Source organism: Clostridium fessum, from assembly GCF_027698965.1.
GTDB classification, from domain to species: Bacteria; Bacillota; Clostridia; order Lachnospirales; family Lachnospiraceae; genus Otoolea; species Otoolea fessa.
The window spans coordinates 113,754-140,031 of the sequence record NZ_JAQEQF010000003.1 but is presented as its reverse complement, the minus strand read 5'-3'; the positions used below and the strand labels follow the sequence as shown (position 1 = coordinate 140,031).

22 protein-coding genes and 4 tRNA genes are annotated in these 26,278 nt (G+C 48.4%); 3 read left to right on the top strand and 23 right to left on the bottom strand.

Features of this window, described 5'->3' with window-relative positions; all coding sequences use genetic code 11:
• The first annotated feature begins 4 nt into the window (after positions 1 to 4).
• Positions 5 to 769 carry an IclR family transcriptional regulator gene (locus PG862_RS05170; RefSeq protein ID WP_270706738.1) on the top strand — a complete coding sequence of 255 codons (765 nt, stop codon included), beginning with the start codon at positions 5 to 7 and terminating at the stop codon, positions 767 to 769.
• Positions 770 to 784: 15 nt separating this feature from the next.
• Positions 785 to 1,423: a hypothetical protein gene (locus PG862_RS05165; protein WP_270706737.1), complete on the top strand. Its 639-nt coding sequence runs from the start codon at positions 785 to 787 to the stop codon at positions 1,421 to 1,423.
• 102 nt (positions 1,424 to 1,525) lie between these two features.
• Here the strand turns inward: PG862_RS05165 and hgdB are convergent, their stop codons facing one another.
• From hgdB to PG862_RS05060, 21 genes are all read right to left on the bottom strand, one after another.
• Positions 1,526 to 2,677 carry a (R)-2-hydroxyglutaryl-CoA dehydratase subunit beta gene (hgdB, locus tag PG862_RS05160; RefSeq protein ID WP_117796389.1) on the bottom strand — a complete coding sequence of 384 codons (1,152 nt, stop codon included), beginning with the start codon at positions 2,675 to 2,677 and terminating at the stop codon, positions 1,526 to 1,528.
• A 2-nt stretch (positions 2,678 to 2,679) separates the two neighbouring features.
• The gene (gene hgdA, locus PG862_RS05155) at positions 2,680 to 4,119 is read right to left on the bottom strand and encodes a (R)-2-hydroxyglutaryl-CoA dehydratase subunit alpha (RefSeq protein ID WP_107000302.1); all 1,440 of its coding nucleotides are present in this window, start codon (positions 4,117 to 4,119) and stop codon (positions 2,680 to 2,682) included.
• 34 nt (positions 4,120 to 4,153) lie between these two features.
• Positions 4,154 to 4,948 carry a (R)-2-hydroxyglutaryl-CoA dehydratase activase HgdC gene (hgdC, locus tag PG862_RS05150; RefSeq protein WP_270706736.1) on the bottom strand — a complete coding sequence of 265 codons (795 nt, stop codon included), beginning with the start codon at positions 4,946 to 4,948 and terminating at the stop codon, positions 4,154 to 4,156.
• A 436-nt stretch (positions 4,949 to 5,384) separates the two neighbouring features.
• A complete protein-coding gene (locus tag PG862_RS05145; protein ID WP_107000304.1) occupies positions 5,385 to 7,151 on the bottom strand; it encodes an acyl-CoA carboxylase subunit beta in 1,767 nt (588 codons plus the stop codon).
• Between the two features lie 145 nt (positions 7,152 to 7,296).
• The gene (gene gctB, locus PG862_RS05140; protein ID WP_107000305.1) at positions 7,297 to 8,106 is read right to left on the bottom strand and encodes a glutaconate CoA-transferase subunit B; all 810 of its coding nucleotides are present in this window, start codon (positions 8,104 to 8,106) and stop codon (positions 7,297 to 7,299) included.
• Between the two features lie 21 nt (positions 8,107 to 8,127).
• Positions 8,128 to 9,228, bottom strand: a complete 1,101-nt coding sequence (locus PG862_RS05135) for a CoA transferase subunit A (RefSeq protein ID WP_022359951.1) — start codon at positions 9,226 to 9,228, stop codon at positions 8,128 to 8,130.
• Between the two features lie 141 nt (positions 9,229 to 9,369).
• Entirely contained in the window at positions 9,370 to 10,509 is a 1,140-nt protein-coding gene (locus PG862_RS05130) for a sodium ion-translocating decarboxylase subunit beta (protein WP_118672634.1), read from the bottom strand.
• Between the two features lie 11 nt (positions 10,510 to 10,520).
• Entirely contained in the window at positions 10,521 to 10,958 is a 438-nt protein-coding gene (locus PG862_RS05125) for a biotin/lipoyl-containing protein (RefSeq protein WP_118570086.1), read from the bottom strand.
• A gap of 183 nt (positions 10,959 to 11,141) precedes the next feature.
• A complete protein-coding gene (locus PG862_RS05120) occupies positions 11,142 to 11,567 on the bottom strand; it encodes a biotin/lipoyl-containing protein (RefSeq protein WP_118651208.1) in 426 nt (141 codons plus the stop codon).
• Between the two features lie 46 nt (positions 11,568 to 11,613).
• A complete protein-coding gene (locus tag PG862_RS05115; protein WP_022359955.1) occupies positions 11,614 to 11,910 on the bottom strand; it encodes an OadG family protein in 297 nt (98 codons plus the stop codon).
• Between the two features lie 466 nt (positions 11,911 to 12,376).
• Positions 12,377 to 14,077: a glutamine--tRNA ligase/YqeY domain fusion protein gene (locus PG862_RS05110; RefSeq protein ID WP_107000309.1), complete on the bottom strand. Its 1,701-nt coding sequence runs from the start codon at positions 14,075 to 14,077 to the stop codon at positions 12,377 to 12,379.
• Between the two features lie 259 nt (positions 14,078 to 14,336).
• Positions 14,337 to 14,765 carry a flavodoxin gene (locus tag PG862_RS05105; RefSeq protein ID WP_118481811.1) on the bottom strand — a complete coding sequence of 143 codons (429 nt, stop codon included), beginning with the start codon at positions 14,763 to 14,765 and terminating at the stop codon, positions 14,337 to 14,339.
• 41 nt (positions 14,766 to 14,806) lie between these two features.
• On the bottom strand, positions 14,807 to 15,376 hold the full coding sequence (locus PG862_RS05100; RefSeq protein WP_118524039.1) for a DUF3793 family protein: 570 nt from the start codon (positions 15,374 to 15,376) through the stop codon (positions 14,807 to 14,809).
• A gap of 222 nt (positions 15,377 to 15,598) precedes the next feature.
• A complete protein-coding gene (locus PG862_RS05095; protein ID WP_270706734.1) occupies positions 15,599 to 16,447 on the bottom strand; it encodes a YitT family protein in 849 nt (282 codons plus the stop codon).
• A 138-nt stretch (positions 16,448 to 16,585) separates the two neighbouring features.
• Positions 16,586 to 16,658: transfer RNA gene (locus PG862_RS05090), tRNA-Lys, on the bottom strand.
• An 8-nt stretch (positions 16,659 to 16,666) separates the two neighbouring features.
• Positions 16,667 to 16,738: transfer RNA gene (locus PG862_RS05085), tRNA-Gln, on the bottom strand.
• 26 nt (positions 16,739 to 16,764) lie between these two features.
• A tRNA-His gene (locus PG862_RS05080) sits at positions 16,765 to 16,838 on the bottom strand.
• 27 nt (positions 16,839 to 16,865) lie between these two features.
• Positions 16,866 to 16,939: transfer RNA gene (locus PG862_RS05075), tRNA-Arg, on the bottom strand.
• A 187-nt stretch (positions 16,940 to 17,126) separates the two neighbouring features.
• Positions 17,127 to 17,666, bottom strand: coding sequence for a transcription repressor NadR (locus tag PG862_RS05070; protein ID WP_333489813.1), 540 nt, complete (start codon positions 17,664 to 17,666; stop codon positions 17,127 to 17,129).
• Positions 17,667 to 17,713: 47 nt separating this feature from the next.
• Positions 17,714 to 18,565 (bottom strand): carboxylating nicotinate-nucleotide diphosphorylase, encoded by an 852-nt coding sequence (nadC, locus tag PG862_RS05065; RefSeq protein WP_022359784.1) that lies wholly within the window; start codon positions 18,563 to 18,565, stop codon positions 17,714 to 17,716.
• Positions 18,531 to 19,745 (bottom strand): L-aspartate oxidase, encoded by a 1,215-nt coding sequence (locus PG862_RS05060; RefSeq protein WP_118626924.1) that lies wholly within the window; start codon positions 19,743 to 19,745, stop codon positions 18,531 to 18,533. Before PG862_RS05060 ends, nadC begins: the two co-directional genes overlap by 35 nt.
• A gap of 363 nt (positions 19,746 to 20,108) precedes the next feature.
• Between PG862_RS05060 and PG862_RS05055 the strand changes: the two genes are divergently transcribed.
• Complete coding sequence (locus PG862_RS05055) at positions 20,109 to 20,933, top strand: EFR1 family ferrodoxin (RefSeq protein WP_270706732.1); 825 nt, start codon at positions 20,109 to 20,111, stop codon at positions 20,931 to 20,933.
• A gap of 105 nt (positions 20,934 to 21,038) precedes the next feature.
• Here the strand turns inward: PG862_RS05055 and PG862_RS05050 are convergent, their stop codons facing one another.
• Both PG862_RS05050 and srtB read right to left on the bottom strand, forming a co-directional pair.
• Positions 21,039 to 25,253: a DUF7601 domain-containing protein gene (locus PG862_RS05050; RefSeq protein WP_270706730.1), complete on the bottom strand. Its 4,215-nt coding sequence runs from the start codon at positions 25,251 to 25,253 to the stop codon at positions 21,039 to 21,041.
• A gap of 34 nt (positions 25,254 to 25,287) precedes the next feature.
• Positions 25,288 to 26,088 carry a class B sortase gene (gene srtB, locus PG862_RS05045; protein ID WP_182435333.1) on the bottom strand — a complete coding sequence of 267 codons (801 nt, stop codon included), beginning with the start codon at positions 26,086 to 26,088 and terminating at the stop codon, positions 25,288 to 25,290.
• Positions 26,089 to 26,278 lie beyond the last annotated feature (190 nt).

Genomic DNA, 26,278 nt, shown 5'->3' with positions numbered 1-26,278 from the left:
TTGCATGATACAAAGTCTTCTCCGCGCGATGGAACTTCTGGAACTTTTAAAAGAAGCCAACCACAAATATTCCATCGCAGAACTTTCCGAATCAACCGGGCTTCCGCCCAGCACAATCCACCGGATTTTGCAGACATTTTGTGAAAAAAAATACGTGATCCGCGATGAACACGCGCACACCTACCAGCTTGGTCCCGCCCTCATCTCTCTCGGTCGGGCGGCGGCTGACAATGTGCGGATTCAGGATGCGGCGCTTCCGATTCTCAAGAACCTCTCCTACTGTACCCGTGAGGATTCCTATCTGATCATCCAGGTTGGCGACAAGGGACTGGTACTTGACAAAACGGACGGTCCGAACCACCTCAAGGTCGTCGAAGAATTTGGCTATGAGATGGATCTGCACTGCGGTGCGATCCGCAAGGCGCTTCTGGCTTTCCAGAGCGACGAATACATCCGCCGCTATCTGGACATACGCTTAAACCGCCCGGAGGCATTTCCAAAGGCGGATCGCGCAGAACTGGCAGAAGAACTCCGCACCATCCGTGAGAAGGGCATTGCCGTTTCCCATGGCGAGTATGTCCCGGATGCAGTCGGGATCGGTGCTCCCATTTACGGTATTGACGGACGCATTTCCGCTTCGGTCGGAATCATCGCACCGTATTCCCGTATTGAAGATGACACACATCTTCTGCACCTGCAGGAGCAGGTCCGCCACAGCGCGGCCGAATTGTCCTATTATATGGGACATACGTTTAAGCAGAAGAAATAAAGGAGATTTCACTTTATGATTAATAAACGCTTATTTTTAGCAGGCTTAACAACCGGTCTTCTCTCCCTCTCCGCCGCTTTCCCGGCAATGGCAGGAAGCTGGAAAAATGGAGCTGGTGACAATGCCGCCCGCTGGTGGTACGACAACGGCGACAACACCTGGGCGGCAAATGGCTGGCGCTGGATCGACGGCAACCAGGACGGCGTCAGCGAATGTTACTATTTCGACGCCGAAGGCTGGCTCCTAACCTCCACCACGACGCCGGACGGCTACAATGTAAACGCAGACGGTGCCTGGACGGTAAACGGCATCGCTCAGATCCGCCAGACCGCGGCTTCCAATGAATCCGATAACGAAAGCTGGGACGATTTCCAGAACAGCTCCTCCAAAAAGGCGAAAAAAACAGCCACCAGCTCCAGCAGGACGCCAGATTCTTCCAGCGATGATAGCAGCAGCTCCAACGGAAGCTCCGGCAGCCACAGCAATTCCGGAAGCTCCGGTCCGTCCAAAGAAACCTCTTCTACTTCCGGAGACAAAAAGCCGGATGCTCCAAAGAAGAACTCCAAACAGGAACCAGGCAGCGGCTACCGCCAGGGGTCTGTGACGGATGAGCAAATTGCAAATAATAGTTCTTCTGACTCCACTAAGGAATAAATAAATGTATGCCGCTAGGCGCACCAAACAAACGCCCCCGCAAGAAAATCTCCTGCGGGGGCGTTTCTATCTCATCATTCAGTTTCCCAAACGAATCTTCTATTATTTCTGAAGTGCAAGAACGTCAGCGAATGCCTGAATAGCAGTGCTTGCCTGACCGAAGTCTCTCATCTGCTGGTCGATACCCAGTTTGATGTGCGGAACGCCTGCATCGTTCAGAGCTTTCTTCAGGTATGGATACTCCATCTCCTCCGGATCACAGAACTGCTGCATAAACAGTACCAGACCCTGAGCGCCGCTCTCTTTAACCATGTTAGCTACGAACTCACCACGACGGTTCTTGTCAGATTCCGGATCGTACAGAAGTACTTCGTAATCGATGTTAGCGAACTGTTTAGCCAGTGCTCTAACCGGATCCAGCTCGTCTTCCGGAGCATCTACACGGAAGGAACGTGTCTCGTGTGCCACATCATCTGCAGCGATAGCGATGTTGTTCTCTTCGAAGATAGAAAGCAGCTTCGGATTATCACAGATAATACCAGAGGTAACAACCTTGGTTCCCTTCCAGTCACAGACAGGAAGTTTAGCCAGCTCTGCGTTCAGCTCAACAAGCTTTGCAGTGTACTCCGGCTTCTCCATGAAGTAGAATGCCTTCAGAACTGCGGAACGTTTGGTTGGTGTGATAACATCACAGTGCTCGTTAGCCAGTTTTACGAACTCACGGCGAGCTGCACGGCTCTTGTTGTATACAACGATAGCATCCTGGATATCAGCATCCGTAATTTTTCTGCCTGCGATCTCTTCCAAATCTGCCTTAACATGGTTGTACTGATCGATACAGAACTGAAGACCAAACTCTTCAAAACGGTTCTGCGGATGAGCTAAGAAGATAACTTTCATCTTGTCGCCCATAGCTACACGGAAGTTCTGGCTCATCGGACGAAGGGTATCACAGATAGTAGGTGTGATAATACCGTCTAACTGATCCATAGTTCCATCCAGCAGCATCTCCAGTGCTAACTGAGCGATGGTGCAGTAGAAAGTAGCGCAGTACTCTTTTGCACGGCTGATGGTCTTGGTGTTGGAACCCCACATACCCATCGGAACGATACCAGCGGCATAAACAAGCTCTTCCGGAGCGTAGTAAGGAAGAACACCAACTACTTTTTTGCCCTGAGCTTTATATTCAGCAAGCTGCTGCTTCGGAGTTGCAGCTTTTACCTTAAATTCTTCTAATAATGCGTTAACACTCATGGTTATTTAGCCTCCTTTGCCTGCTTATTTGCTTCCATTGCCTCAACCAGACCCTCTACACGAGTCTCGTACTGAGCAGCATTGAAGTTACGCGGGTCAGCCTGATCGCCGTCGAAACCAGCACACGGGATACCCAGGTCAGCAGTAAAGCGACGCTGCATCTCAGCCATGTAACCACTCCACGGTTTACAGCTTCTGTTGTAGTGAACCAGAACGCCATCTACCTTGTTATCACGGCAGATGCCTTCACGCCAGTCAACACCCTGCTCGATGCAGACAGAGTTCGGAGCTTTGTAGTAAGCACGAGCCATCTCATCGATGTTGTTGTAAACGAAACCGAATGCCGGAGCATATACAACGGCAGTAACGTTTACACCGTGGGTCTTCAGCGGTTTGAACAGAGCCGGCAGTTTCGGCCAGCACGGAATACCCTCGAACATAACACGGTATTTCTCCGGGAACGGAGTTGTGGTCTCACCCTTCTTAACTGTCTCTTCCAGGTCTTTTGCAAGTAATTCAAAAGCATCACCAGCAGCTACAGTAGCACGTGCAGTTACAACGTCTGCCATGTGGTTGAACAGGTCAAATCCACTATATGGAGCCGGTTTGTACTGCAGGAAATCACAGACTTTCAGCCAAGCCTTAGCGGTACGGTTAGCGTTTGCACAAGCCTGCTCGAACTTCTTCTCGTCGAACTTCTTGCCTGTCAGCTCTTCCAGCTGTTTGATCGCTTTGTCGAACTGAGCGCGAACATATTTAACATTCTCATCATGAACTTCTACTGTATTGTTGTACGGGATATCGATCATGATCAGCGGAATGTTGCACATACGAGCGATGTTCTCATACCATTTTGTCATACAGTTACAGATGTTGTTGCAGCAAAGAACGAAATCCGGCTGCGGAATACGCATCTGACGAATCGGAGAAATAGCCTCAAGACGTTTCTCTTTTTCCGGACCATCCGGGAGTTTTTCAATCTCAAGCAGGTTGTCCAGCTGCAGATACGGAGTCTGAGTCTTCGGATCCTTCTTCGGTTTTCCGTCTTCACCCATCACTACGTTGCCGTCAGCATCTTTTAATGGTTTACCTGTGCTCGGATCGATGATGTATTCACCAGTCTCCGGATCATACTTACGGGATACACGTACACCAGCTGCATATGCAAGGCTGATACGAGCGTAACCGCAGATATCGTTGTCATATCCAAGATCCTCAGCTGCCTGGCACATCAGCTCACCGTAACGGTTAGCTGCGATACCAGCTGCCTGGTTCTCCGGATACATAACGTGTAAATCAAATGCTGCTGCAAGCTCACACGGGAATTTGGAAGAAGACCATCCAACTAACTCGCCTCTTGCTTTGGCCTCACGCGCCTCTTTGTGTACGTCATCTACGACTTTACGAAGCGCAAGAACACCAGGACTAACTTGTTTTGCCATAATAATTATCCTCCATTCTTAAAAATTAACTTAGTTACTTCTGACGGCTGGCTACCTGATATGCCATCAGGGCTGCACCAAGCGCGCCGTTATACTGTGTCAGCGGGGATGTATAAATCTTTACGCCAAGCTCAGCCTCAAGCGCATCTACTACGCCCTGGTTCTGAGCCACACCGCCTGTCATAACGACATCCGGCACTACACCGATTCGGTGGGCAAGACCCGTGACACGATGAGCCACTGAACGATGAATACCGGCAATGATATCACATTTATCCGTTCCCATCGACAACTGGCTTATAACCTCACTCTCTGCAAAAACCGTACAGGTGGAACTGATTCCTACCTGCTTCTTGGACATAGCGCCAAGACGGCCTAGATCACTTACCTCAACTTCGAGAACGCGAGCCATAACATCCAGAAATCTTCCGGTTCCGGCTGCACACTTATCGTTCATCTGGAAGTTTGTCATGACACCGTCCTCAACGCGAAGAACCTTCACGTCCTGACCGCCGATGTCAATTACGGTATGAACCTTCGGGAAAAGGAAATAAGCGCCCTTTGCATGACATGACAGCTCACTCATCTGCTTATCGGCAATTCCGTCCATCAGAGATGTACGTCCATAACCGGTAGCCAGTGTGAATGCCATATCTTCTTTCTTGAGGCCTGCATCTTCCAGAACTGCCTCGATGGCACGGCTTGGACCGCTGGTACCTGCTCCAACGTCAATCAGAGACTTACCTACGATCTCCTTGCCATCCTTCAGGATGATACATTTGGAAGCTGTAGAGCCTACGTCGATACCTAAAGTGAAAATTTCGCTCATGATGTATCTTTTTCCTTTCAATACTGACTTTCTATGCCTGATTTTTGTTTCAACGATGTTTTGGCAGATCCGTGCTATCACATCGTCTCCACCCATCATAATACCACAAAATCAACTAAAAGTCGCTGTAAAATCTTGAAAATGTTATAAAATAATTCTTAACAAAACTATTACTTATTACTTATCTGCCTGAGTATACCAATAAATCGAGCAAAGGTTCCAGTTCCTTTGCCCGATTTATCTGCAAGCATCCGGCAAAACGGTTCATTTACAGTCATACAGACAAGCCGCTTCGCCAGAGCCTCACACTATTCACACTATCAATTTGTTACTTATCACTATTTACACTATCACTGTCAGCCGCGTACTTACGCGCCTTCTCTTTTTAAAATGTTATCTTAGCGGCACCTATCACAATGCCGTTTTAATTTGATAATTATTTACCGTAGTTGATGAACTCACGAGTAGATCTCGGAGCCAGCATCTGATGCATCGGGCAGATAGCCTGAGCATTCTGATAATAAGCCTCGGTAAATGCCTGGATGTACGGACGAAGATCGGTCAGATCTACGATCTCATCAACCATACCCTGTTTTGTACAGTATTTCGGACGAGATTTGTCTGTGTACATTTGGATCATAGCGTTCATCTTGTCGATGATCGGCTGAAGCGGCTCGCCAGCTTTTTTAGCTTTAACAAGCTTTCTGGAGTACATAGCGTTTGCAGCGGTCTCACCCGGCATTACGTAGTACTCGCAAGCACCTGTACCGATGGAGAATACGTTGGTGTTGTTGCCCTGCGGACCACCCAGAACGTAGTGAGCAGCAGCACTTGCCTTACGAAGAGTAACCTCCAGAGACGGAAGCTTAGCATTCTCGATAGAGTAGATCAGGGACTGACCTAAACCAAGCAGCTCTGCCTTCTCAGCGTCATCGCCTACATCGATACCTGTGGTATCCTGCAGCCAGATAACCGGTGTCTTATCACGAGCACACAGAGTAACGAACTCGTTCATCTTAATCAGACCCTGACGGTACAGCTTACCACCGATACCTACAGAACCCTGTTTGTACTCCGGATAGTTCATGAGTAAGCCCTGTACGTTAGCGATAACACCAACCAGAAGGCCGTTAACTTTTGCAAGACCAGCAACGATCTCCGGACCGTAGCCTTTCTTGTACTCGAAGAACTCACTGTTATCGAACAGACGGCCGATTACATCATAGATGTCGTACGGACGTTTCTGGTTCATCGGGATGATGCTGTACAGATCCTCAGCCGGAAGCTGCGGAGCCTTCGGGCTATCAACACGGAAGAACTCCAGGTTGAAGCACGGAAGGTAGTTGATGTACTTCTTGATTCCCTCGATAACGCCTAAATCATCCTCGTAAACCTCACGGAAGAATCCGGTCTCATCATAGTGGATCGGCACGGAACCCGGAGCCGGAACGTGATGTTTGCTGTTCTCGATCTGAGCGTTAACGATCTGCTCTGCTGCTTCCTCATCGATGTAACCCTTCGGGTTCATACCGGAAAGGATACCAGCGCCACCAACTGCCATGTTCGCATCTTTATGAGCGATCAGGATAGTCGGGGAAATGCTGTGGTAACCACCACCTGCCGGGTTGGTTCCGTAGATACCTACGATAACCGGAACACCAAGCTGGTTTAACTCAGCGTTGCGGAAGAACGGTGTACCACCACCACGACGGTTCGGGTATACTTTGTCCTGGTTCGGGAACTCAACGCCTGAGCAGTTTAACAGGTATACTAACGGCAGATGCAGCATCTTAGCGGTATCTGCAGCGCGGAGCAGGTTATCTGCCTGTCCCGGAACCCAAGCACCAGCCATCTTCTTGTTATCAGAAGCGATGATGTAAACCCATTTGCCATTTACACGGCCAAGACCATTCAGAACGTTAGTTGTCTGGAAACGGTTGTCTTCCGGATTGTAAAGGCTGTTTAACGGGCACCATGTACCTGGATCGATCAGGGCGTTGATACGCTGTGTAGCAGAAAGCTGTCCACGTGCGTTTAACTTCTCTTCGGTTGTGATACCTGCATCAAGAGCCTGCTTAATGGACTCATGGATGTCGTTCTCAACAGCCTTCAGTTCCTGCTCGTTTTCCGGATTCGGATTAACCAGAGCTTTACCAACGGTAGGCATATTCTGGAAATATCCTGGCATTGAATACATATTCATGTCTTCTTTTCTCCTTATAAAATAAAAAATAAAAATGGTTATAAATGAATTGCTTGCGGGACAGTTCGTCTCCTGTCCCGCCTGCAATCAGTAACTAATAAATCGACAGAAATGATATCTGTCTTGATTCCCGATGGAAGGCTAATTACTTAGTCTCCTTCGGAACTTTGATGAATGCCTGACCTGGGTCGATCTCTTCACGAATAACGCGGATGATCTCCGGATCCGGACCTTCCATCAGCTGAGCTCTGGAGGTATCGATCTCGAAACCAGTGTTCTCCTGAACCATTTCCGGAGAGGAGAATGGATAGTAGTAAGCCAGGTACATTCTCTTGGTCTCTTCGTCGAATTTCATGATACCAAGATCGGTAACTACCATCTGCGGTCCACGGTTGCCCGGAAGACCTGCTCTCTCACGTCCGCCAGGGCCGTCCATCCAGCCACAGCTTGTGATGTAGTCAACATGCTCCATGAATCTTCTCTTCTGATGCTGCATCATGATGATGGTGTTGCAGAAGGTAGCGATTCCGTTTGCACCGCCAGAACCGGTGAAACGTGTGGTAGGTTTAACATAATCACCCTTACCAAAGATACAGGTAGAGTTAACGTTTCCGTACGGGTCGATCTGAGCGCCGCCGATGAATGCGATCATACGATCAGCATCATGTAACCACTCATTAGCCTCGAAACCTACGAAACGAACGTTCGGCCACTGTACTGCACAGTGAGCCATGAAACGGTTGTCACCTACAGAACGCGGAACCTCGATCGGAGAACAATCCATAAGACCACTCTCTACGATCGGATGGCAGCTCGGGCAAACAACACGTTTTGCCAGGGATGCACCGATTAACGGAAGACCGGTACCAACGATAACGATCTGATTTTCTTTAATATTTTTTGCGATGGCGTAAGCCTGCATTTCCTGCTTTGTATACTTTGTATAATCAGCCATTTTAGATTTTCCCTCCCTCAATTAATGTCTGGTAGAATAGCCAAGATGCGGCTCATTCTTAAGGTTCATGAGGCGAGCGCCGCCCAGTACGTTGAGCAGATCATCCTGATCCTTGCATCCATATACATACTTCTGAAGGTAATCCTTGAAGGTCTCCGGAATCTTGGTGCCGTCAGCAGCATCTTTTGCAGCCTGTGCAGCAACTTCTGCAGCTTTTGCAAGCTTCTCATCTTCCGGCTTAGCAGCAGCAGCCTTAGCAGCTTTGTCTGCAGCCTTCTGAAGCTGTGCCTTAGCATCCTCAGCGTCAAGGTACTTGGAAGCCTTGTCGTACTCTTTCAAGCCCTTATCATCATCATCATAATAGCCGTAGCACTGTGCCGGCCAAGCACCGTACGGTGCACGAACAACGGCGTCTACACACTCACCAAAGATTCTTGTCTTGGTTGGGTCACGACGGATATACTCATCACTTACGATCTCCTCGCAGGTAACGATACAACGTTTTGCAGCTACAGCGATATCTACGTCATGGAACTCATCACCATCGATGATACAGGTTCCATCCGGAGATGCCTGCTGAACATGGATGATAGCGCAGTCAAGCTTCGGAACCGGAACAGCCAGCAGCTTCTCGCCTGGCTCAAGCGGGTTCTCGATCTCTACGCATTTCAGGTTGTCAACACCTTCCATGGTTCTTCTCTTCTCTTCGCTGATACCCCAGAACTTAACAAGTCCGGAGCCCTGCATCATACGTACCGGCAGGTACGGAAGACCCAGAGATGCAGCATGAAGCTGAAGCATCAGAACGTCCTGAGAATAATCCTCATATGTAAGCTCACCCTTCTCGATAGCTGCACGGAAACGACGAGCTACGTTGGTGTAACCAGAGTTTGCAGTATAGCAGTTGATGTAGGCTCTCACACGGCCCTCACCGATTAACGCATCCCAGTCACCACCTGCCGGGCCAGACCAGCCTACAAAACCAGTTTTACCCTGACGAAGGATCTCGTAAACTGCTGCATACGGTTTACGGTTTGTTGTAAATCCGCCGAGACAAAGTACATCGTTGTCACATACATACTTTTCTACGGCATCGTGTAAAGACATTACTTTATTAGCCACAATAAAGCCTCCTTTAAAAAAATTTTCTATAACTACCTATATAAATAAGTAAAAACGGGATCCGGTACTTCCGGCGCTGCGGTCTTTCGCAGGCCAGATGCAGCCAGATCCCGGCTGCAACAGCCAAAAATCAATATTCGATTAACCGAAAATCAGCATGAAGAAACCTGCTGCTACGGCAGAACCGATAACACCTGCTACGTTTGGTCCCATAGCATGCATCAGAAGGAAGTTGGTCGGATTCTCTTTCGCACCAACTGTCTGAGCAACACGGGCAGCCATCGGTACAGCAGATACACCTGCAGAACCGATTAACGGGTTGATCTTGCCGCCGGTTACAGCGCAAAGCACCTTACCAAGGAGAACACCTCCGATGGTAGCGAATGCGAATGCAAGCAGACCCATGCAGATAATAGCGATGGTCTGAATACGCAGGAAGATCTCACCGTTTGCGGTCGCACCTACGGTAGTACCAAGCATGATAGTTACGATGTTGCACAGTGCGTTCTGAGCTGTGTCAGAAAGACGCTCTGTAACGCCAGACTCACGAAGCAGGTTACCAAGCATCAGCATACCAAGCAGCGGAGCTACAGACGGAAGAAGCAGGGAACAGAATAGTACTACGAATACCGGGAATACGATCTTCTCTACCTTGCTTACCTTACGGAGCTGCTTCATAACGATGGAACGCTCTTTCTTAGTAGTAAGAAGCTTCATGATCGGCGGCTGAATCAGCGGAATCAGCGCCATGTAGGAATAAGCGGCAACGGCGATCGGAGCAACCAGATCCGGTGCCAGGTTGTTAGCTACATAGATAGCGGTCGGACCGTCTGCACCACCGATGATACCGATAGCGGCAGCCTCGCCTACTGTGAATAAGCCAGTTGCATTTGCCAGCATGAATGCGATATAAATACCAAACTGTGCAGCTGCACCAAGCAGTAAGCTGATCGGGTTAGCAATCAGCGGACCAAAGTCTGTCATGGCACCTACTGCCATGAAGATCAGACACGGAAACAAACTGGACTTAACACCGCCGTAGATGATACGCAGAACACCTGCGGTATACCACGGCTCGCCTTCCTTCATCAGGTCAGCTAACGGCAGGTTTGCCAGGAACATACCAAATGCAATCGGAAGCAGAAGAAGCGGCTCGAACTGCTTTTTAATTGCCAGGTATAATAATACAAAAGCAATGAGAATCATTACACAGCTTCTCCAGGTCAATGCTGCGAAACCTGACTGTGCAAGAAGCTCTTTTAATATTTCAAAAAAGTTCATTACCTAACCTCCTAGTTCAGAGCAACCAGAGCAGCTCCTGTATCAACAGAATCGCCAGCCTTAACAAGGATCTTGCTGACTGTACCGTCTGCCGGAGCAACGATCTCAGTCTCCATCTTCATGGCTTCCATAATAACTACTACTTCGCCAAATTTAACTGCCTGTCCTTCAGATACTTTGATGTTCAGGATTTTACCTGGCATCGGAGCTTCTACGGTAGTTGCGCCCGCCGGAGCTGCTGCCGCCGGAGCCGGTGCTGCTGCCGGTGCTGGAGCTGGAGCCGGTGCTGCTGCCGGAGCCGGTGCTGCCGGTCTCTGTACCGGTGCGGATGCTGGAAGAACCGGAGCTGCCGGAGCTGCTACACCATTACGATCCAGAGATTTGTAAGCTTCTAATTTTTCTACTTCAACTTCGTATTTCTTTCCATTGATCGTAGCAACATATTTCATAATTCTTTACGTCCTTTCGAATGTTTATCATTACTGTTCACACATGTGTGCCCAGTAATGGGATTTTGCCGATGCTTTGTATTCCAAATCGGCAAAATCTGTTGCCTGAACTGTATCATACAGAATTTTCAGTTCAGAAAATTCCTTTTTGTAAACAGTTGCTATTTATCATAGTATCGTCTATTAGTTCAGGGTAACCAGTGCTGCACCTGTGTCAACGGCGTCGCCTGCTTTGACAAGAATCTGTGCTACTGTACCGTCTGCCGGAGCAACGATTTCAGTTTCCATCTTCATAGCTTCCATCACGATGACGGTCTCACCAAACTTAACTGCCTGTCCTGCAGATACTTTGATGTTCAGGATCTTACCTGGCATCGGAGCCTCTACGGTAGTTGCGCCTGCTGCCGGTGCTGCCGCCGGGGCCGGTGCTGCTGCTGGTGCAGGAGCCGGGGCTGCTGGTGCAGGAGCCGGGGCCGGTGCTGCCGGTGCTGCTACTGGAGCCGGTGCTGCTGCCGGAGCCTCGCCGTAACGCGGCATTGGCTCGTATGCATCGATTCTTTCAAGTTCTACTTCGTACTGTTTTCCATTGAGGGTAGCCGTATACTTCATAACTGCTCTAACCTTCCTTTCGATTTCCTTTCATTCCTGTTTCTCATTACTTAACTTCTGTCACGCTCAAGATCTTAAACTTGTCTGTCGGCAATCCGAGGTCATCCCCGATCGTTGCCATCAGCACGGCAAGTAATTCCTTATCAGCTTCATCCGACACAGCCGGTGCTGCTTTCTGTGCTGCGGCCGGGGCCTTAGCACCATCAGAAACAACGGAGCGGAGAATCTTGGAAATTACCATAATTGCCAGAGCCAGACAGATCAGAGCCAGGAAAACTACCGAAAGACCCAGCAGAGAAACGATAACTGACTGCCCGAAAGGCATAGTTGGTTCAGTCCACATTGTGCATTGCACCTCCTTATTTATTTTAGGTTCTGCTTTCTTTGTGAAAAATTATACTTATAAAATTCCACCAGTAAGATTCCGTATTGTGGAATGCATTCCATTTTTGAAAGCAATTTATAAGGGGCTTTTCCCCTTAACTGTAACAAGTGAAGCCACAGATTGACATGATCAGCTCACTTTACTTAAATTATAACAGTAACCCCCCTGATTGTCAACCAAGCCTTTCATAAATTATGCACAAAAAGCAGGGTGTTTTATTAGCAAAAACAACCTGCTTTTTATAGGTTATTACTACATTTTTCTACATTTTTCTTAACAACCCCCGGAAGAATCGCCAAGACCTCTCAAGCATTTTGCTCATATTCTAAAATGTATTCTGAAAGTCCCGTTCTCTCCTTTTTTCATCAGAACAAAGCCGCTTTTTTCTGTATTTTTTTATACATTTTCAAGATTTGTCCTTGATTTATTTCGGAAGCTTGAAAGAGCTCTTCAGCGAAACAATCCGGTTGAAAACCGGTTTGCCCGGCTCGCTGTCGCGGCAGTCCACGCAGAAGTATCCATTGCGGACGAACTGAAAGCTCTCAAATGCTTTTGCCTCTTTCAGACCCGGCTCTAAGTAACACTCTTTCAGAACGCGCAGGGAATTCGGATTTAAGTTCAGCGTTCCATCTGCATTAAGTTTGCCCTTTTCCTCGTCTACCAGATTCTCATAGAGACGTACTTCTGCTTTCAGCGCAGTCTGTGCTGCTACCCAGTGAATCGTACCTTTTACCTTTCTTGCATTGAAGCCGGAACCACTCTTCGTCTCCGGATCGTAGGTACAGTGAACAACCGTTACATTGCCGTCTGCATCTTTCTCGCATCCGGTGCAGGTAACAAAGTACGCGTTCATCAGGCGGACCTCATTGCCCGGGAAGAGACGGAAGTATTTCTTCGGTGGTTCTTCCATAAAGTCCTCGCGTTCGATGTAAAGTTCTCTGCCGAATGGAATCTTTCTGGAACCAAGTTCCTCGTTCTCCATATTGTTTGGTGCATCCAGCTCCTCGATCTGTCCTTCCGGATAGTTGTCGATAACAAGCTTGACCGGGTCAAGAATTGCCATCACACGGGACTTCTTTAATTTCAGATCCTCACGCAGGCAGTACTCTAACATTGCACTGTCGATGGAATTATCTGCTTTGGAGACACCTGCCAGTTCTACAAAGCGGCGGATGGATTCCGGCGTGTAACCTCTGCGGCGCAGCGCTGCGATGGTTACCAGACGCGGGTCATCCCAGCCATCTACAATCTTATCTTCTACCAGTTTCTTGATATAACGTTTTCCGGTAATGACGTTGGTCAGATACATCTTCGCAAACTCAATCTGGCGCGGCGGGTTCTCAAACTCGCACTCTCTTACGACCCAGTCATAAAGCGGTCTGTGATCCTCAAATTCCAGCGTACAAATCGAATGCGTGATGTGCTCAATCGCATCCTCAATCGGATGAGCGAAATCGTACATCGGGTAAATGCACCATTTGTCCCCGGTGTTGTGATGATGCATATGGGCTACACGATAAATAACCGGATCACGCATATTGATGTTCGGGGATGCCATATCAATTTTCGCACGCAGTACCTTTTCGCCATCCGCATATTTGCCTTCTTTCATCTCCTCAAAGAGCTGTAAGTTCTCCTCGATGCTGCGGTTGCGGTACGGGCTTTCCTTACCAGGATTGTTAAAATCACCGCGGTACTCACGGATCTGATCAGCTGTCAGATCGCAGACGAATGCTTTTCCCTTTTTAATAAGAAGAACTGCACACTCATACATCTGCTGGAAATAGTTGGATGCAAAAAACAGGCGATCCTCAAAATCAGCGCCCAGCCATTTTACATCCTCGATGATCGACTCAACAAACTCTGTCTTCTCCTTCGTCGGGTTGGTGTCATCAAAACGGAGATTGAATTTTCCGTTGTATTCTTTTGCCAGTCCAGAGTTCAGAATAATCGATTTAGCGTGTCCAATATGAAGATATCCGTTCGGTTCCGGAGGAAATCTCGTCTGGACATGATCGTAAACGCCTTCTGCCAGATCTTTGTCAATCTCGCGCTCGATAAAGTTCTTGGAGACAGCCTCTTCCTTCTCCTCTCCCTCTGCCAATGGTTTTTTATTTTCTTCCATATACATTCCCTCCGTTGTTTCTTTTCGTAAATTGATACTGTTGTTTGAGTCAAATCAAACAGTTTTATTTTTTATCATATCACATTTTGGAGTTTTCGAAAAGGGGATATTTGCCCACAAAAAAGGAAGCGCCGCGGGAGGACACTTCCTTTTCTGATTTTCAATTTTTAAGCATCTTTATTATGGCAATTTAAGATGTCCTGCGTTCGCAGGTAATTCTACTTCTTCTTATTATATATGTGTTTTTATGCAATTCTACTTATGCGTTTGCAAGAGCCTCGCCCAGTGCCTCGCACTCAGCACCTGCTGTCTCGTCCGGCGTTGCGTTGCAGATTACCGGCTCGCAAGCCATGGTTACGCCCAGAGTCATGCAGTCGCTCTCCCAGGTACGCATCCACTCGCCGTCGCCCCATCCGTAAGAACCGAATAATGCAATCTTTTTGCCAGAGAGAACCGGGCTAACCTCGTCGAACATCGGCTGGAACTCAGACTCCTCTAACTGTTCAGCCCCCATGGACGGGCAGCCAAATGCGATTCTGTCATACTCGCCAGCTTTGTCAGCGCCAAACTCTGCGGAAGTAAATAAATCAGCCTCGCCGCCCGCTTTCTTAACGCCCTCTGCTACGTAATTTGCCATAGCCTCTGTGTTTCCTGTTCCGCTCCAGTATACAATTGCTACCTTGCTCATTTTTATTTCCTCCTTGTGAATAATTTACTTACTTAGATTTATTATGCGGCTTTTACAAGCTGAATAATCGGTGTCCCCTGACGGTATTTCTCCCGGCACACTTCCGTGCATTCCCGGTATGAATCAAACCGCCGTTTTGCTTCCTGCGGGTCGCCATACGTCTTCCAGTAACCGCTGCAGGTATAATTTTTTCCCTGATTTTCAATGAATCCAACAACATCCTCAAGCGGATACCCCAGGAAAATGCCAATCTCATGTGGAAAATCATGTTCCAGACAAAGCCGGTTGGAAAGCTGCCTCAAAAATCCATCGACCGTCTTCTTCATCTGGTAACCAGACTTTTTTAAAAAGTGCTGTACAGATATTTTACCCAGAATGAAGCGAAGCCATTCCTCGCGGTACACCAGAATCAGAAACGCGCCCGTCCGGCTGCACTCTTTAAGCGCCCGCACCTGAAGCCCCGACGGTTCCAGTTCCCGGTTCCAGAAATCAAGCGTTTCCAGGAGTTTATCACGGTTCTGCGGCTGATAGCGGAACAAGTTCGACGGTTTGATACCACGAAGAGTCGGCGCACACACCTCTACGAATACTTCTTCAAACAACCGTTCCATCTTTCTGCCTCCTAACTGCTTCTCTTAGTTAGCCATATCTACCTTTAGTTAGATATGGCTAACTATCTTTTAAAAAATAAAAGGCTTTTTCTGCCTTCTATTTTCCTCCTCATGGGTTAGTCTCATCTAACTTCAATGAGACTATATCATGAATCACTTACCACGTCAAGCAAATTTTGTTCATTTTTGCTTACTGAGTTTTTTTATCAGTAACATCATTTTCTATCTTTTGGGACGATAAATAATCTCATTCACCGCATACACCGTCACAAATGCCTTCGGATCTGTTTTTAATATATACGGCATGAGCTGTGCATATTCGTTTTTATCTACGATCGTGATAATTTCCGTCTTCGGCTCATTGTCAAACGCGCCGAATCCCTGATAGATCGTCGCGCCGCTGTGAAGCGTATGCAGGATAAACTGGCGTATCTCTTCTTCTTTTTCCGAGATAATGCAAACTCTCTTTTTCAGATTCAGACCGAAAATAAAACGATCCAGCACAATTCCGTTTAAGTATGTGCCCAGAATGCCCAGCACCACCAGTTTTTTATCGCTAAAAAACACGGATGAGAGCGCCACACACATGCCTGGAAGCGCCATCGCTTTTCCCAGCTCCATATGGAAATATTTGTTTAAGAGCTTTGCCACGATGTCCAGACCGCCCGACGAGGCATTCATCCAGAACAAAAGAGCCAGACCAACGCTGACAACAAAGATATAGCAGACCGTATCCATCATCGCATCCTGGTTGATCGACACAAAATCCGGAAAAACCTGCTCAAACACCCACAGAAAAACCGGCAGAATCAGTGACGTATACACCGTCTTGACGCCGAACTCGCGTCCGATAAAAAGAAAGCCCACCACCAGAAGCGCCGCATTTAAAATAAAGGTCAGCACTGAAATCGGCAGCGGTATCACATTTCCCAAAAGCATCGCCAGACCGGAAATACTTCCCACCGATACACCGCTCGGAATCAGAAAGAAATAGACGGCTGCCGCCACGACAAAGGTCGCCGCTGTGATCATTGTGTACTCCCCGATTACGCGCATGGACTTTTTTGCCATAACTTAAAACCTCCTCATATTACAATTTCGCGCGAGCGCGCATCATTGGCACGTTAGCGCCTTTTTGTGTAATAGAGACTTCCAAGGGATTTCCCATTACACAAAAAGACACATCGCGTCTGCAATGTGTCTTCGTAATGAGGCATCGGGGATTCGAACCCCGGACAACTTGATTAAAAGTCAAGTGCTCTACCGACTGAGCTAATACCCCATATTTAACTGGGCTAGTTGGATTCGGACCAACGAATGCAGGAGTCAAAGTCCTGTGCCTTACCGCTTGGCGATAGCCCATCAGCAAAAGATCCTTTTAAAAGGAAGGTGGATATAGGGATTCGAACCCTAGGCCTCCAGAGCCACAATCTGGCGCGCTAACCAACTGCGCTATATCCACCATAGGAATCTGTCGAAACAGATTCGACGAGCCTGAAGGGATTCGAACCCCCGACCCACGGCTTAGAAGGCCGTTGCTCTATCCAGCTGAGCTACAGACTCATATTCATTTTGCGATTCCGACCGTTTTATCCGGCACTGTAACCTTTCCCGCACCTGACCTTTCAGCCAACTGCTTGTCTGTCTCATCGACAGCAAAGATAGTATATAACATTTGAAAAAGAATGTCAACAGGAAATTTCATATTTTTTAAAATAATTTCAAAAATTCATTTCTTTTGACTTTCCCCCTATTTTTCCACCTCTTCCTGCTCGTATGACAGGAAGTCCGCCAGAAATCCCTTTTCCCGCAGCGCTGCCTCGATCTCGTCGAGAATCTCCTCCTGATCGGCAGCCACGTGATGGAAATGATAGCCCGATGTCACGTTTAAAAGCGGCGTGGAACGCCCAGTCCGGATATTTTCCACAAATGCCTCAACATCGCGGCGGCTGCGGATATTTAACGGCGCCGATACCTTTCCATAGATGCGGTGGTTGACCATGACATCCAGCACCTCGCCGCCCAGATCAACAATCGTATTCAGCTCTTCGCGCGTCTGCTCGGTCGTATGGCACATTTTAAAGAGGCGTTCCGTCTGGTGCGGCACCTCCAGCACATAACCGCGGGCAGTCGCAAGGACAGGGTGTCCCTCGGTACGCAGAAGCGCGATATCCTGCACCACCACCTGACGGCTCACGCCGACTGCCCGCCCCAGCGCCCCGCCGGAAAGCGGTGTGGATGACTGTCCCAGCATTTCCAGTATTTTCTTTCTCCGCTGTACTCCTGTCATCGTTGTTTCCATCCTGTTTTCCCTGTCCTTTCTTAGTTTTTAAATTTTTATAATGCCCGCAGATGTTTGAGGCTCAGATCCAGAATTGGTGCCGAGTGCGTCAGCGCGCCGCTGGACACATAATCTACGCCTAATTTCGTGATCGTTGCGATATTTTCCTTCGTCATATTTCCGGAACACTCCGTCTCGGCGCGTCCGTCGATGATGCGGATCGCCTCCGCCATCTCGTCCGGGGTCATATTGTCCAGCATGATAATATCAGCGCCCGCTTCCACTGCCTCGCGCACCATATCGAGATTTTCCGTCTCCACCTCGATCTTGCGGACAAATGGGGCATATTCCTTCGCCGCCTCAACCGCCGCCTTAACTCCGCCGGCTGCGTCGATATGGTTATCCTTGAGCATCACGCCGTCCGATAAGTTGTAACGGTGGTTGCTGCCGCCGCCAACCTTGACCGCATATTTTTCAAATATACGCATACACGGGGTCGTCTTGCGCGTATCTAAAAGCGTCGTCTTCGTTCCCTCTAAGAGCTTCGCCACCTGATTCGTATAGGTCGCAATGCCGCTCATCCGCTGTAAATAGTTGAGCGCCGTCCGCTCGCCGGAAAGAAGCACCCGGATGTCGCCGGTAATCACGCCTAAAAACTGCCCTTTTGTGACGGTATCCCCGTCTTTTACCTCAAATTTTGTCTCGGTCGCCTCGTCCAGAAGTTTAAACACGCGCTCAAACACCTGTAAACCGGCAATAATACCGTCTGCCTTGGCTAAGAGCTGTACCTCGCCCTTGCGGTATTCCGGCATGACCGCGTTCGTCGAAACGTCCTCACTGTTGATATCTTCCTTTAACGCCATGCGGATATACTCATCCGCAACAAGCTGCATCGTAATTGGATTCATACTCTTCGTCCTCCCGTCCGGCGATCTTGCCTGCCGCTCTCTCTGCAAATACAAGGCTTTCCAGCAGACTGTTGCTGGCAAGCCGGTTCTTTCCGTGTACGCCGTTGCAGCTCGTCTCACCAACCGCATACAGGTGGTCCATCGTCGTCTCGGAGAAATGATCGACATAGATACCGCCCATAAAATAATGCTGCGCCGGTACGACCGGAGCCGGTTCCTTCGTGATATCGTAGCCCTCTTTTAAGCACTCCTCATAAATGTGCGGAAAATGGTTCCGGATCGTCTCCTCCGGAACTGCCTTAAACGACAGCCATACATGATCGCTGCCCTCTTTTTCCATCTCCTTCTCGATCGCCTGCGTCACCACATCACGCGGCAGAAGCTCATCGACAAAGCGCTCGCCCTTTCCATTTAACAGAACTGCCCCCTCGCCGCGGGTCGATTCTGAAATCAGGAAGCTACGTCCCGGCTTCTTGCTGTACAGGCTGGTCGGATGAATCTGGACATAATCGAGATGTTCCAGACGCACGCCGTGTTTCTTTGCTACATCCAGCCCATCACCTGTCAGGCTCGGGAAGTTCGTCGAATGCTTGTAAAGCCCGCCGATACCGCCGGTCGCCAGAACCGTGTCTTTCGCATGAATCTTTAAAATATCGCCGTCTGCATTCTTTGCCAGAATACCGATGCAGATGCCCTTTTCTACCAAAATATCCGTCATAACAGTATATTCCCGGATTTCTACATTCGGAAGTTCTTTTACACGCGTCTGCAGGGTCGTCGTGATCTCTTTTCCCGTGATGTCCTCATGGAAACAGATACGCGGCTGCGAATGCGCGCCCTCCTTTGTATATTTTAAACTGCCATCTGGATTTTTGTCAAACCCTACGCCTAATTTCAGCAGATTATTTATCACATCCCGGCTGGAGCGGATCATGATATCCACACTCTCCTTGCGGTTCTCGTAGTGTCCCGCGCGCATCGTGTCCTCAAAATACGCATCATAATCCGTCTCATCCCGCAGCACGCAGATACCTCCCTGCGCCAGCATGGAATCACAGCTCTCTATATCTTCCTTGCAAATCATTAAGATCCGGTCTTCCGACGGCAGATTTAAAGCGGTGTACAGACCGCCTACGCCACACCCGACGATGACCACATCATAATTTTCCTCCCGGACCATTTTGTTGCCTTCCTTTCTATACCATAAGTTTGCACTTATCTTTTTATCCTGCAGATAGTTCAGCCTTCAAATCGCAGAATACTATCTGCCACTCTATGCTCCTATCGCAAACAGAGTTCTCTTTCAATCCAAAACTTTATTTGTGCATCCGCATCAGTATAGCACATATTATTTCATGTGACAAGACATATGTAATGATATTTTGGGCGATTCTGTAAAAAACATATTACTATTCACGCATACGTACCCAGTAACCAAAAAACTCCAGTTTCATTGACAGCCCATCATAAATCCATTAAAATACCTACTATAATAAGGTATTTTACCGAATTAAATTTAAGCATACGAAGAGAAGGTATTTTCATGAAAATCAATCACGTACACGCAGTCTATTTCAGCCCGACCGGCAACGCGAAAAAGGTTGTTACCACGCTGGCGCAGGCGATCGCTGACACACTCGGCGTCCCGATGGATTCCTATGATTTCACGCTGCCGGAAAGCCGCGAAAAAGTTCATACATACGGGGCAGACGATCTGATCGTCATCGGCACCCCGGTCTACGCGGGACGCATCCCGAACAAGATGCTCCCATTTGTACAGACCCATTTTGAGGGAAATGGCGCGCTCGCCATTCCGGTGGCTGTCTTCGGAAACCGCAACTTCGACAATGGGCTCATCGAGCTTCGCAATGAATTAGAGGCGCACGGCTTCCACACCATCGCAGGTGCCGGTATCCCGACCGAGCACGTATTCAGCGACAAGCTGGCAACCGGACGTCCAGATGCAGATGATCTCGCACAGATCCATGCATTCGGCATCAAGGCAGCCGAAAAGATCGCTTCCCTGACCGAAATCCCGACTCCGATTGCCGTGCGCGGCGATGATCCGGTCGGACCATATTACACCCCGCTCGGCACCGACGGAAAACCGGCTATCTTCCTGAAAGCCAAACCAGTCACCGATCCGGAAAAATGTACTGGCTGCGGCATCTGTGCAACGGTCTGTCCGATGGGCTCTATCCCGGCAGATGCACCGGACACCTGCACCGGTATCTGCATTAAATGTCAGGCGTGCATCAAGATCTGCCCGGCTGGCGCCAAATACTTCGACAATGAGGCCTTTCTGTCCCACGTCGCGATGCTGGAACAGAACTATACGCGCAGAAGTGAGGCGGAGTATTTTATCTAAGGATAGCCACATTTCAGCATAGTTTTAGGGCGGCACCATTTTACTGGTGCCGCCCTATCAACCTGCTTTTATGACCGTGCAGTCTTTATTTTTCTATGTCTCGTTCTATTCCTCTGTCTTTTTTCTACCTGTCATTAATACATAGGCTGCTGCCATCATTCCAACTGTAAGTGTAGCCATCGGCACATTCATCTGATCCTCTCCAGTCTTCGGAAGTCCCTCTTCCGGTACGACCGGCTGAGGTTCTGGTTCAACCGGTGTAACCGGTTCGGTCGGTTCTGCTGCCGGACCAGACGCGGTTGTGGTCGAAGACTTTTTACTGCCAGAACCACTTCCACCGCCGTGACCACCATGACCTCCACCGCCATTATGATCCGGGGTCGGATCTGGTGTTGGAGTTGGATTATCGCCTCCGCTCATGGCATTGACAAATTTTACAACTGCTGTTTCTCCACCAGCGATTGTTCCTACATCTCCTGTTTTCGTCACGGTATAGCCTTCATTTCCGCTCTCTTCCACCGTGTAAGCAGTTCCCTCCGGAAGACCGGCTGCTGACTTGCTCTCGCCGTGCTTTAATGTAAATGTTGCTACATTATCGACAAATTCCATATCGCCATAATTTCCGTTCAATGCAGTGAAGCCCTGCAAGGTTACTTTAAACGTGAACGCTTTTTCCTTGTCTCCGCTTCCGGTGACCTCTTTGGAAACCGTCAGGCTGCCGTACCGGATTGGTGCATTGGTCAGTGTAATGTGATAGGTTTTGTTTTCCTTGTCATATTCTGTACTGGAACTTCCCTTCCATCCTTCCAGCGTTTCTTCTTCCACAATATAGTGACAATCTTCCACCTCTCCATTCGAAACGCATTTTGACGGAAGATCCTCAAACGACGCCGACCAGTTATTCTCCGCATTTATTTCTGCGTGACTGTCGAGCTTCACTTTTTCACCGCTCGTATCGCCTACGCGGTAGAGATCCACGTACACGTGGTCTGGATGAGTTTCTTCGGTCCATTTTTTGGTTACTTCTACCGCCACATCTGCATATTCCATACCAATCACGACTGGACTGTTCGTTGCAATACCGCCGCCACGCTTGGAAACATTGTCACTGATAACAAGCTGCGCCTCCGAAGACGCCAATTTCTGGTGCTCCTCACTCAACTCTCCATGTAAACCAAATGACTTATTTGTATTGGTATAAATAGCCGGATCCGCTTCTGGATTTCCAGCCTGATAGCGATTTTCCGCCTCATCAGAATACCATCTGATCACACCGCCGCCCAGAGAACGACCGGAAACAGAAATGTGGGTAGTTGCGCTCGGCGGGTTGCTCTGAATCGAGAACTTATCCGGTGTATCGGTTCCTTCATAGCGGATCTCATCTCCTGATGCTTCATAAGAATAGGAAATGCCGCCTGTCTTCCCAGTTGCCTTATTTCCATAAAAAGCGCCGCCCAAAGTTGAATAAACCTCTGTCTCAGAGGTCGGGCACGCCCAGATTCCTGCACCACGCGATGCCCGATTTCCTGTTATCAGAACATTCGTAAGATGAAGCGTTGGATTCTCGTGATTCGTGTAATCAATTCCGCCGCCAAAGCCAGACGATCTATTTTCACTGATCAAACCACTGATTAAATTCACCTGGCTGTTCTTATCCATATTCAGCTTCATACCGCCGCCACGCTGACCCGCTTCATTCTTAGCAATGGTATTTCCTTCCAATGTCAGAACACAATCAGCCGCTCCAAGTACCCACAGCCCGGCGCCATTTCCCATGCTGCTATTTTCTGTAATGACATTGTTCTTCAATGTAACTGTTTTCGATATACGGCTGTAAATCGCACCGCCATCGCCGCCTCTGGCTGCCATCTCTGTAATCCGATGGTTATAAGCATGTGAATTTCGAATCCGGTTGCCTGTCAATTCTGCCGTCTGCACCGCATCCAGATGGATTGCTCCACCATAATCCTTAGATGTATTAGAGAAGAAATAATTTTCATTCAGTGTCACCGTTCCGCGATCTGCAAAAAGCGCACCGCCGCCAAACCAATACTGTCCAGTCGTTCCTGTCATATCAATCGCGCTGTTATAAAACAAATTACACTTCTCCATTTTAACCGCTGCCTGAGAAGTATAGACAGCACCTCCGCTCTGGGCGAAATTTCCCTGTCCACTATATTCTTTGTAATTATTATCTTCTCTTGTAAAATAACCGAAATTACATTTCTCTGCTTCCAGCGTACCTCCATTCATCAAAACAGCGCCGCCGTTTCCAGATAACGCCTGAAAACCTGCCAGAATCGTATTCCTCAGAATGACTGTTCCGCCCTTTGCCTCGATCGCACGGTTATCTGCACCCTTGCCGCTTCCGCCAAGCAGACCATTCAAAACCGTAAAGGTTCCCGATTCCGCAACCGCAAATGCACTGATTGTCTGTTTTGCTTTTGCTTCCGGAACTATTTTTACTTTTACTACTTTTCCATTCAAATCAAGTGTAAGAGCTTTATCAACTGAAACAGCATTTGACAGTCCACAGTTTTTCAGCACCTTCACCGTATCCCCATCATCTGCTGCCGCGAACGCAGCTTCCAGCGTATCATACGCTGTCCCATTTACCTCTGCCACACCGGCAGCTGCCTCGTTTAAAGCCAGCAGAATAGAAAATTCGTTGACGCCAAAGGTCAGTTTTGCTGTTTTTTCACTGTCCTCTGTGCTATCCTGGATTTCAACCTCAGAAAGTTCTGTGATGACATCCTCATGGATATGCAGGATTTTTGTCTCTTCCAGATTTTCTCCTGTCTCACTTTCAACTGCATTCTTTTTAAACTGAATGCTGACCTTGACTTCTTCGGATGGCTCGACTTCCTCTCCTGCCTCGTTTACAAATTTCACATCAAAGGCTGTAAAGGAATCCGCGCGGTATCCTTCTTCATGGATCTGATCGCTCAATGTCTGATGTTCTTCGCTTCCGTCCTTGATCTCTTCTGCTTTCAGCTTTACTTTTTCTTCAAACGCACCCGCCGGTACCGTCAGGGTAAGTACAGCAGAATCTGTATTGACCGTGTAGACCGCATCATCCACACTGCCGGAAAGTCCCAGCTCTGCAGCGGTCGTCACGAATGCAGTAGCTGCCGTATTTTTAAGAAGAACGCTCTCATATGTCTCGCCCTCTAGCCGCTCTGCTCCGTCTTCTATCTCGACTTCCGTCTCCGCATCCGGCTGGTCGGCTGTATTCGTTTCTTTCTCCGATGTCTCATCTTCCGTCTGTATCTCGCTCGCCGTCGCCGGTGCCGCTGTCAGAAACATCTTAAAATGATCCGATCGCGATACCTGCGCCACGTCCCCTGCTTCGCTGCCTGCAGAATCATTCTTTTCATTTTCTGAGCCCGAATCTGCATCCGGCTGACTGTCCTTTTCTTCTGGGGTACCTGTTTTTCCCGCATCACCCGCACCCGAGCCTGCTTCCTGACTCTTTTCCGGCTCGTTTGCCGGGTTCTCTGCTTCTGCCCCGTTTTCTGCTTTATTCGCCGGATTTTCCGCCTCTGAACCTTTTTCCGGTTCACTTGCCGGGTTCTCTGACTTGTCCACCTTTTCCGGAGTTTCCACCGGATTCTCTTTTTCTGGTTCCTGCGAATCTGTCTCTTTTACATTTTCTTTCTTCTCAGACTCTCCAGCCGTTTTATTTGATTTTTCTTCCGCACCATTCGAAATGGAAACTCCCGTTTCTTCGCTTGCTTCCATTTCTTCATCCTGGATCTGCTTCTTTAACTCTTTAGATGAGAGAATCGAAACTTTTCCGCTTCGTTTTCCATCTACCTCTATCTGCCCATATTCTTTCTCAGAAGAACGATTTAACAGCAGAAATAAAATTTCTTCCTCGCCCGTGATCGTATAATGATCCAGATCCTCTTTTTCATCCAGTCTCGCATAGACCTTTAAATTTACCTTTCCGTCCGGTGCTTTCACATCCGGATGCAATTCAAAGAGGGAACCATCTTCCTGAAACAGTGTCTCATACGCTTCTGATTCTTCTCCCTCAAAGGTTAGGGCATCTTCCTTGACCGGTTTTCCTTTCACCGCTTTTAATAGTGCCTCACTCAGCTCTTCCCGATCTAGGACAAAATTCTGATTTTCTTCCTCCGCCTCATTCTTTTCCAACAGCGGAGCCGTTGCTGCCAGCGCCGTCGTACTTCCAATACTGGTACTGATCATACTGGTGCACAAACAGACAGACAAAAGACGCTTCATCTGCTTCATTTCTTTATGAAACAAATGATGCCTCTGTTTCCGGCTCCTCCCCTTTGTCTCTAACTTCTTCATATTCTTACCTCCTATTATAGATCTATTTCCCATTCTATTCTGCCGCCTCATACGCATATAGAATTGTCCGGGCATTGTTAAATTCATAGCTGCATGTCACAAATGAATACAAACGCACGATCGTCCCCTCGACCGGCGCGGACGCGCTCGCGCCCGCTGTCATCTGCTGAATATATGACGCAAATTCTTCTCCCGATGCAAACTCCGTTTTCCGGCGGATCGCATCCGGCGATGTGCAGACAGCCGCCAGGGCTTTTAAATGAATCTCCCGCTCCGGCGTATAAAGAATGATTTCTGAATGCTGATCGAAATAGCCCTGATCCTTGTATCTGGAAATGTCCTTAAACATACTTCCATTCTTCATGTGATGGCCGTACAGCACGTTATGCAGGGACGAAAAATCTGCCCGATCGGCATAGTCCAGAAAAATCGTGCCCGCCGTGCTCTTCTGCCCGTTCAGATCACGGTGCAGATAATAATCATTGTCCTTCCCCTGAACCACCGGATAATTGATCTGAGTTCCCGGAATCTGAATCCAGGCAACGACGTCCGGATTCTGGGAATCCAGCACTGCGAAATCAATTGCTGACACATATTCTGTCTCCTTTATTGCATTCGTCTCACCTATCTCATTTTCCACTTCTGGCACTTTTTTCTCCGGCATTGTTTCTCCTGTCGTCCCTGCTTCCGACATTCCCACAACCTGAGCGGTCAGCTCTTCATGCGCCTTCTCCTGACGCATTTCATCCCATTTATGCATTGCCACCCCCGCTGTACCAAACGCCAAACAGATGACAGCTATCACAGCCGCTGCTTTCCGTGTCCACTTTTGCATCGATCCCTCCATCTTTGCCCGTGAAACGTTCTGCGCCTTTATTTATTAAGCAAATTATATATTTTTATAAATGATGTATTAATTTGCATACAAAACGAAACAGATAACAGCATAGTTTTAGGACAGCGCCATTTTTTCTGGCGCCGCCCTAAAAACCTGCTCTTATAACCGGGCAATTTTTATTTTTCTA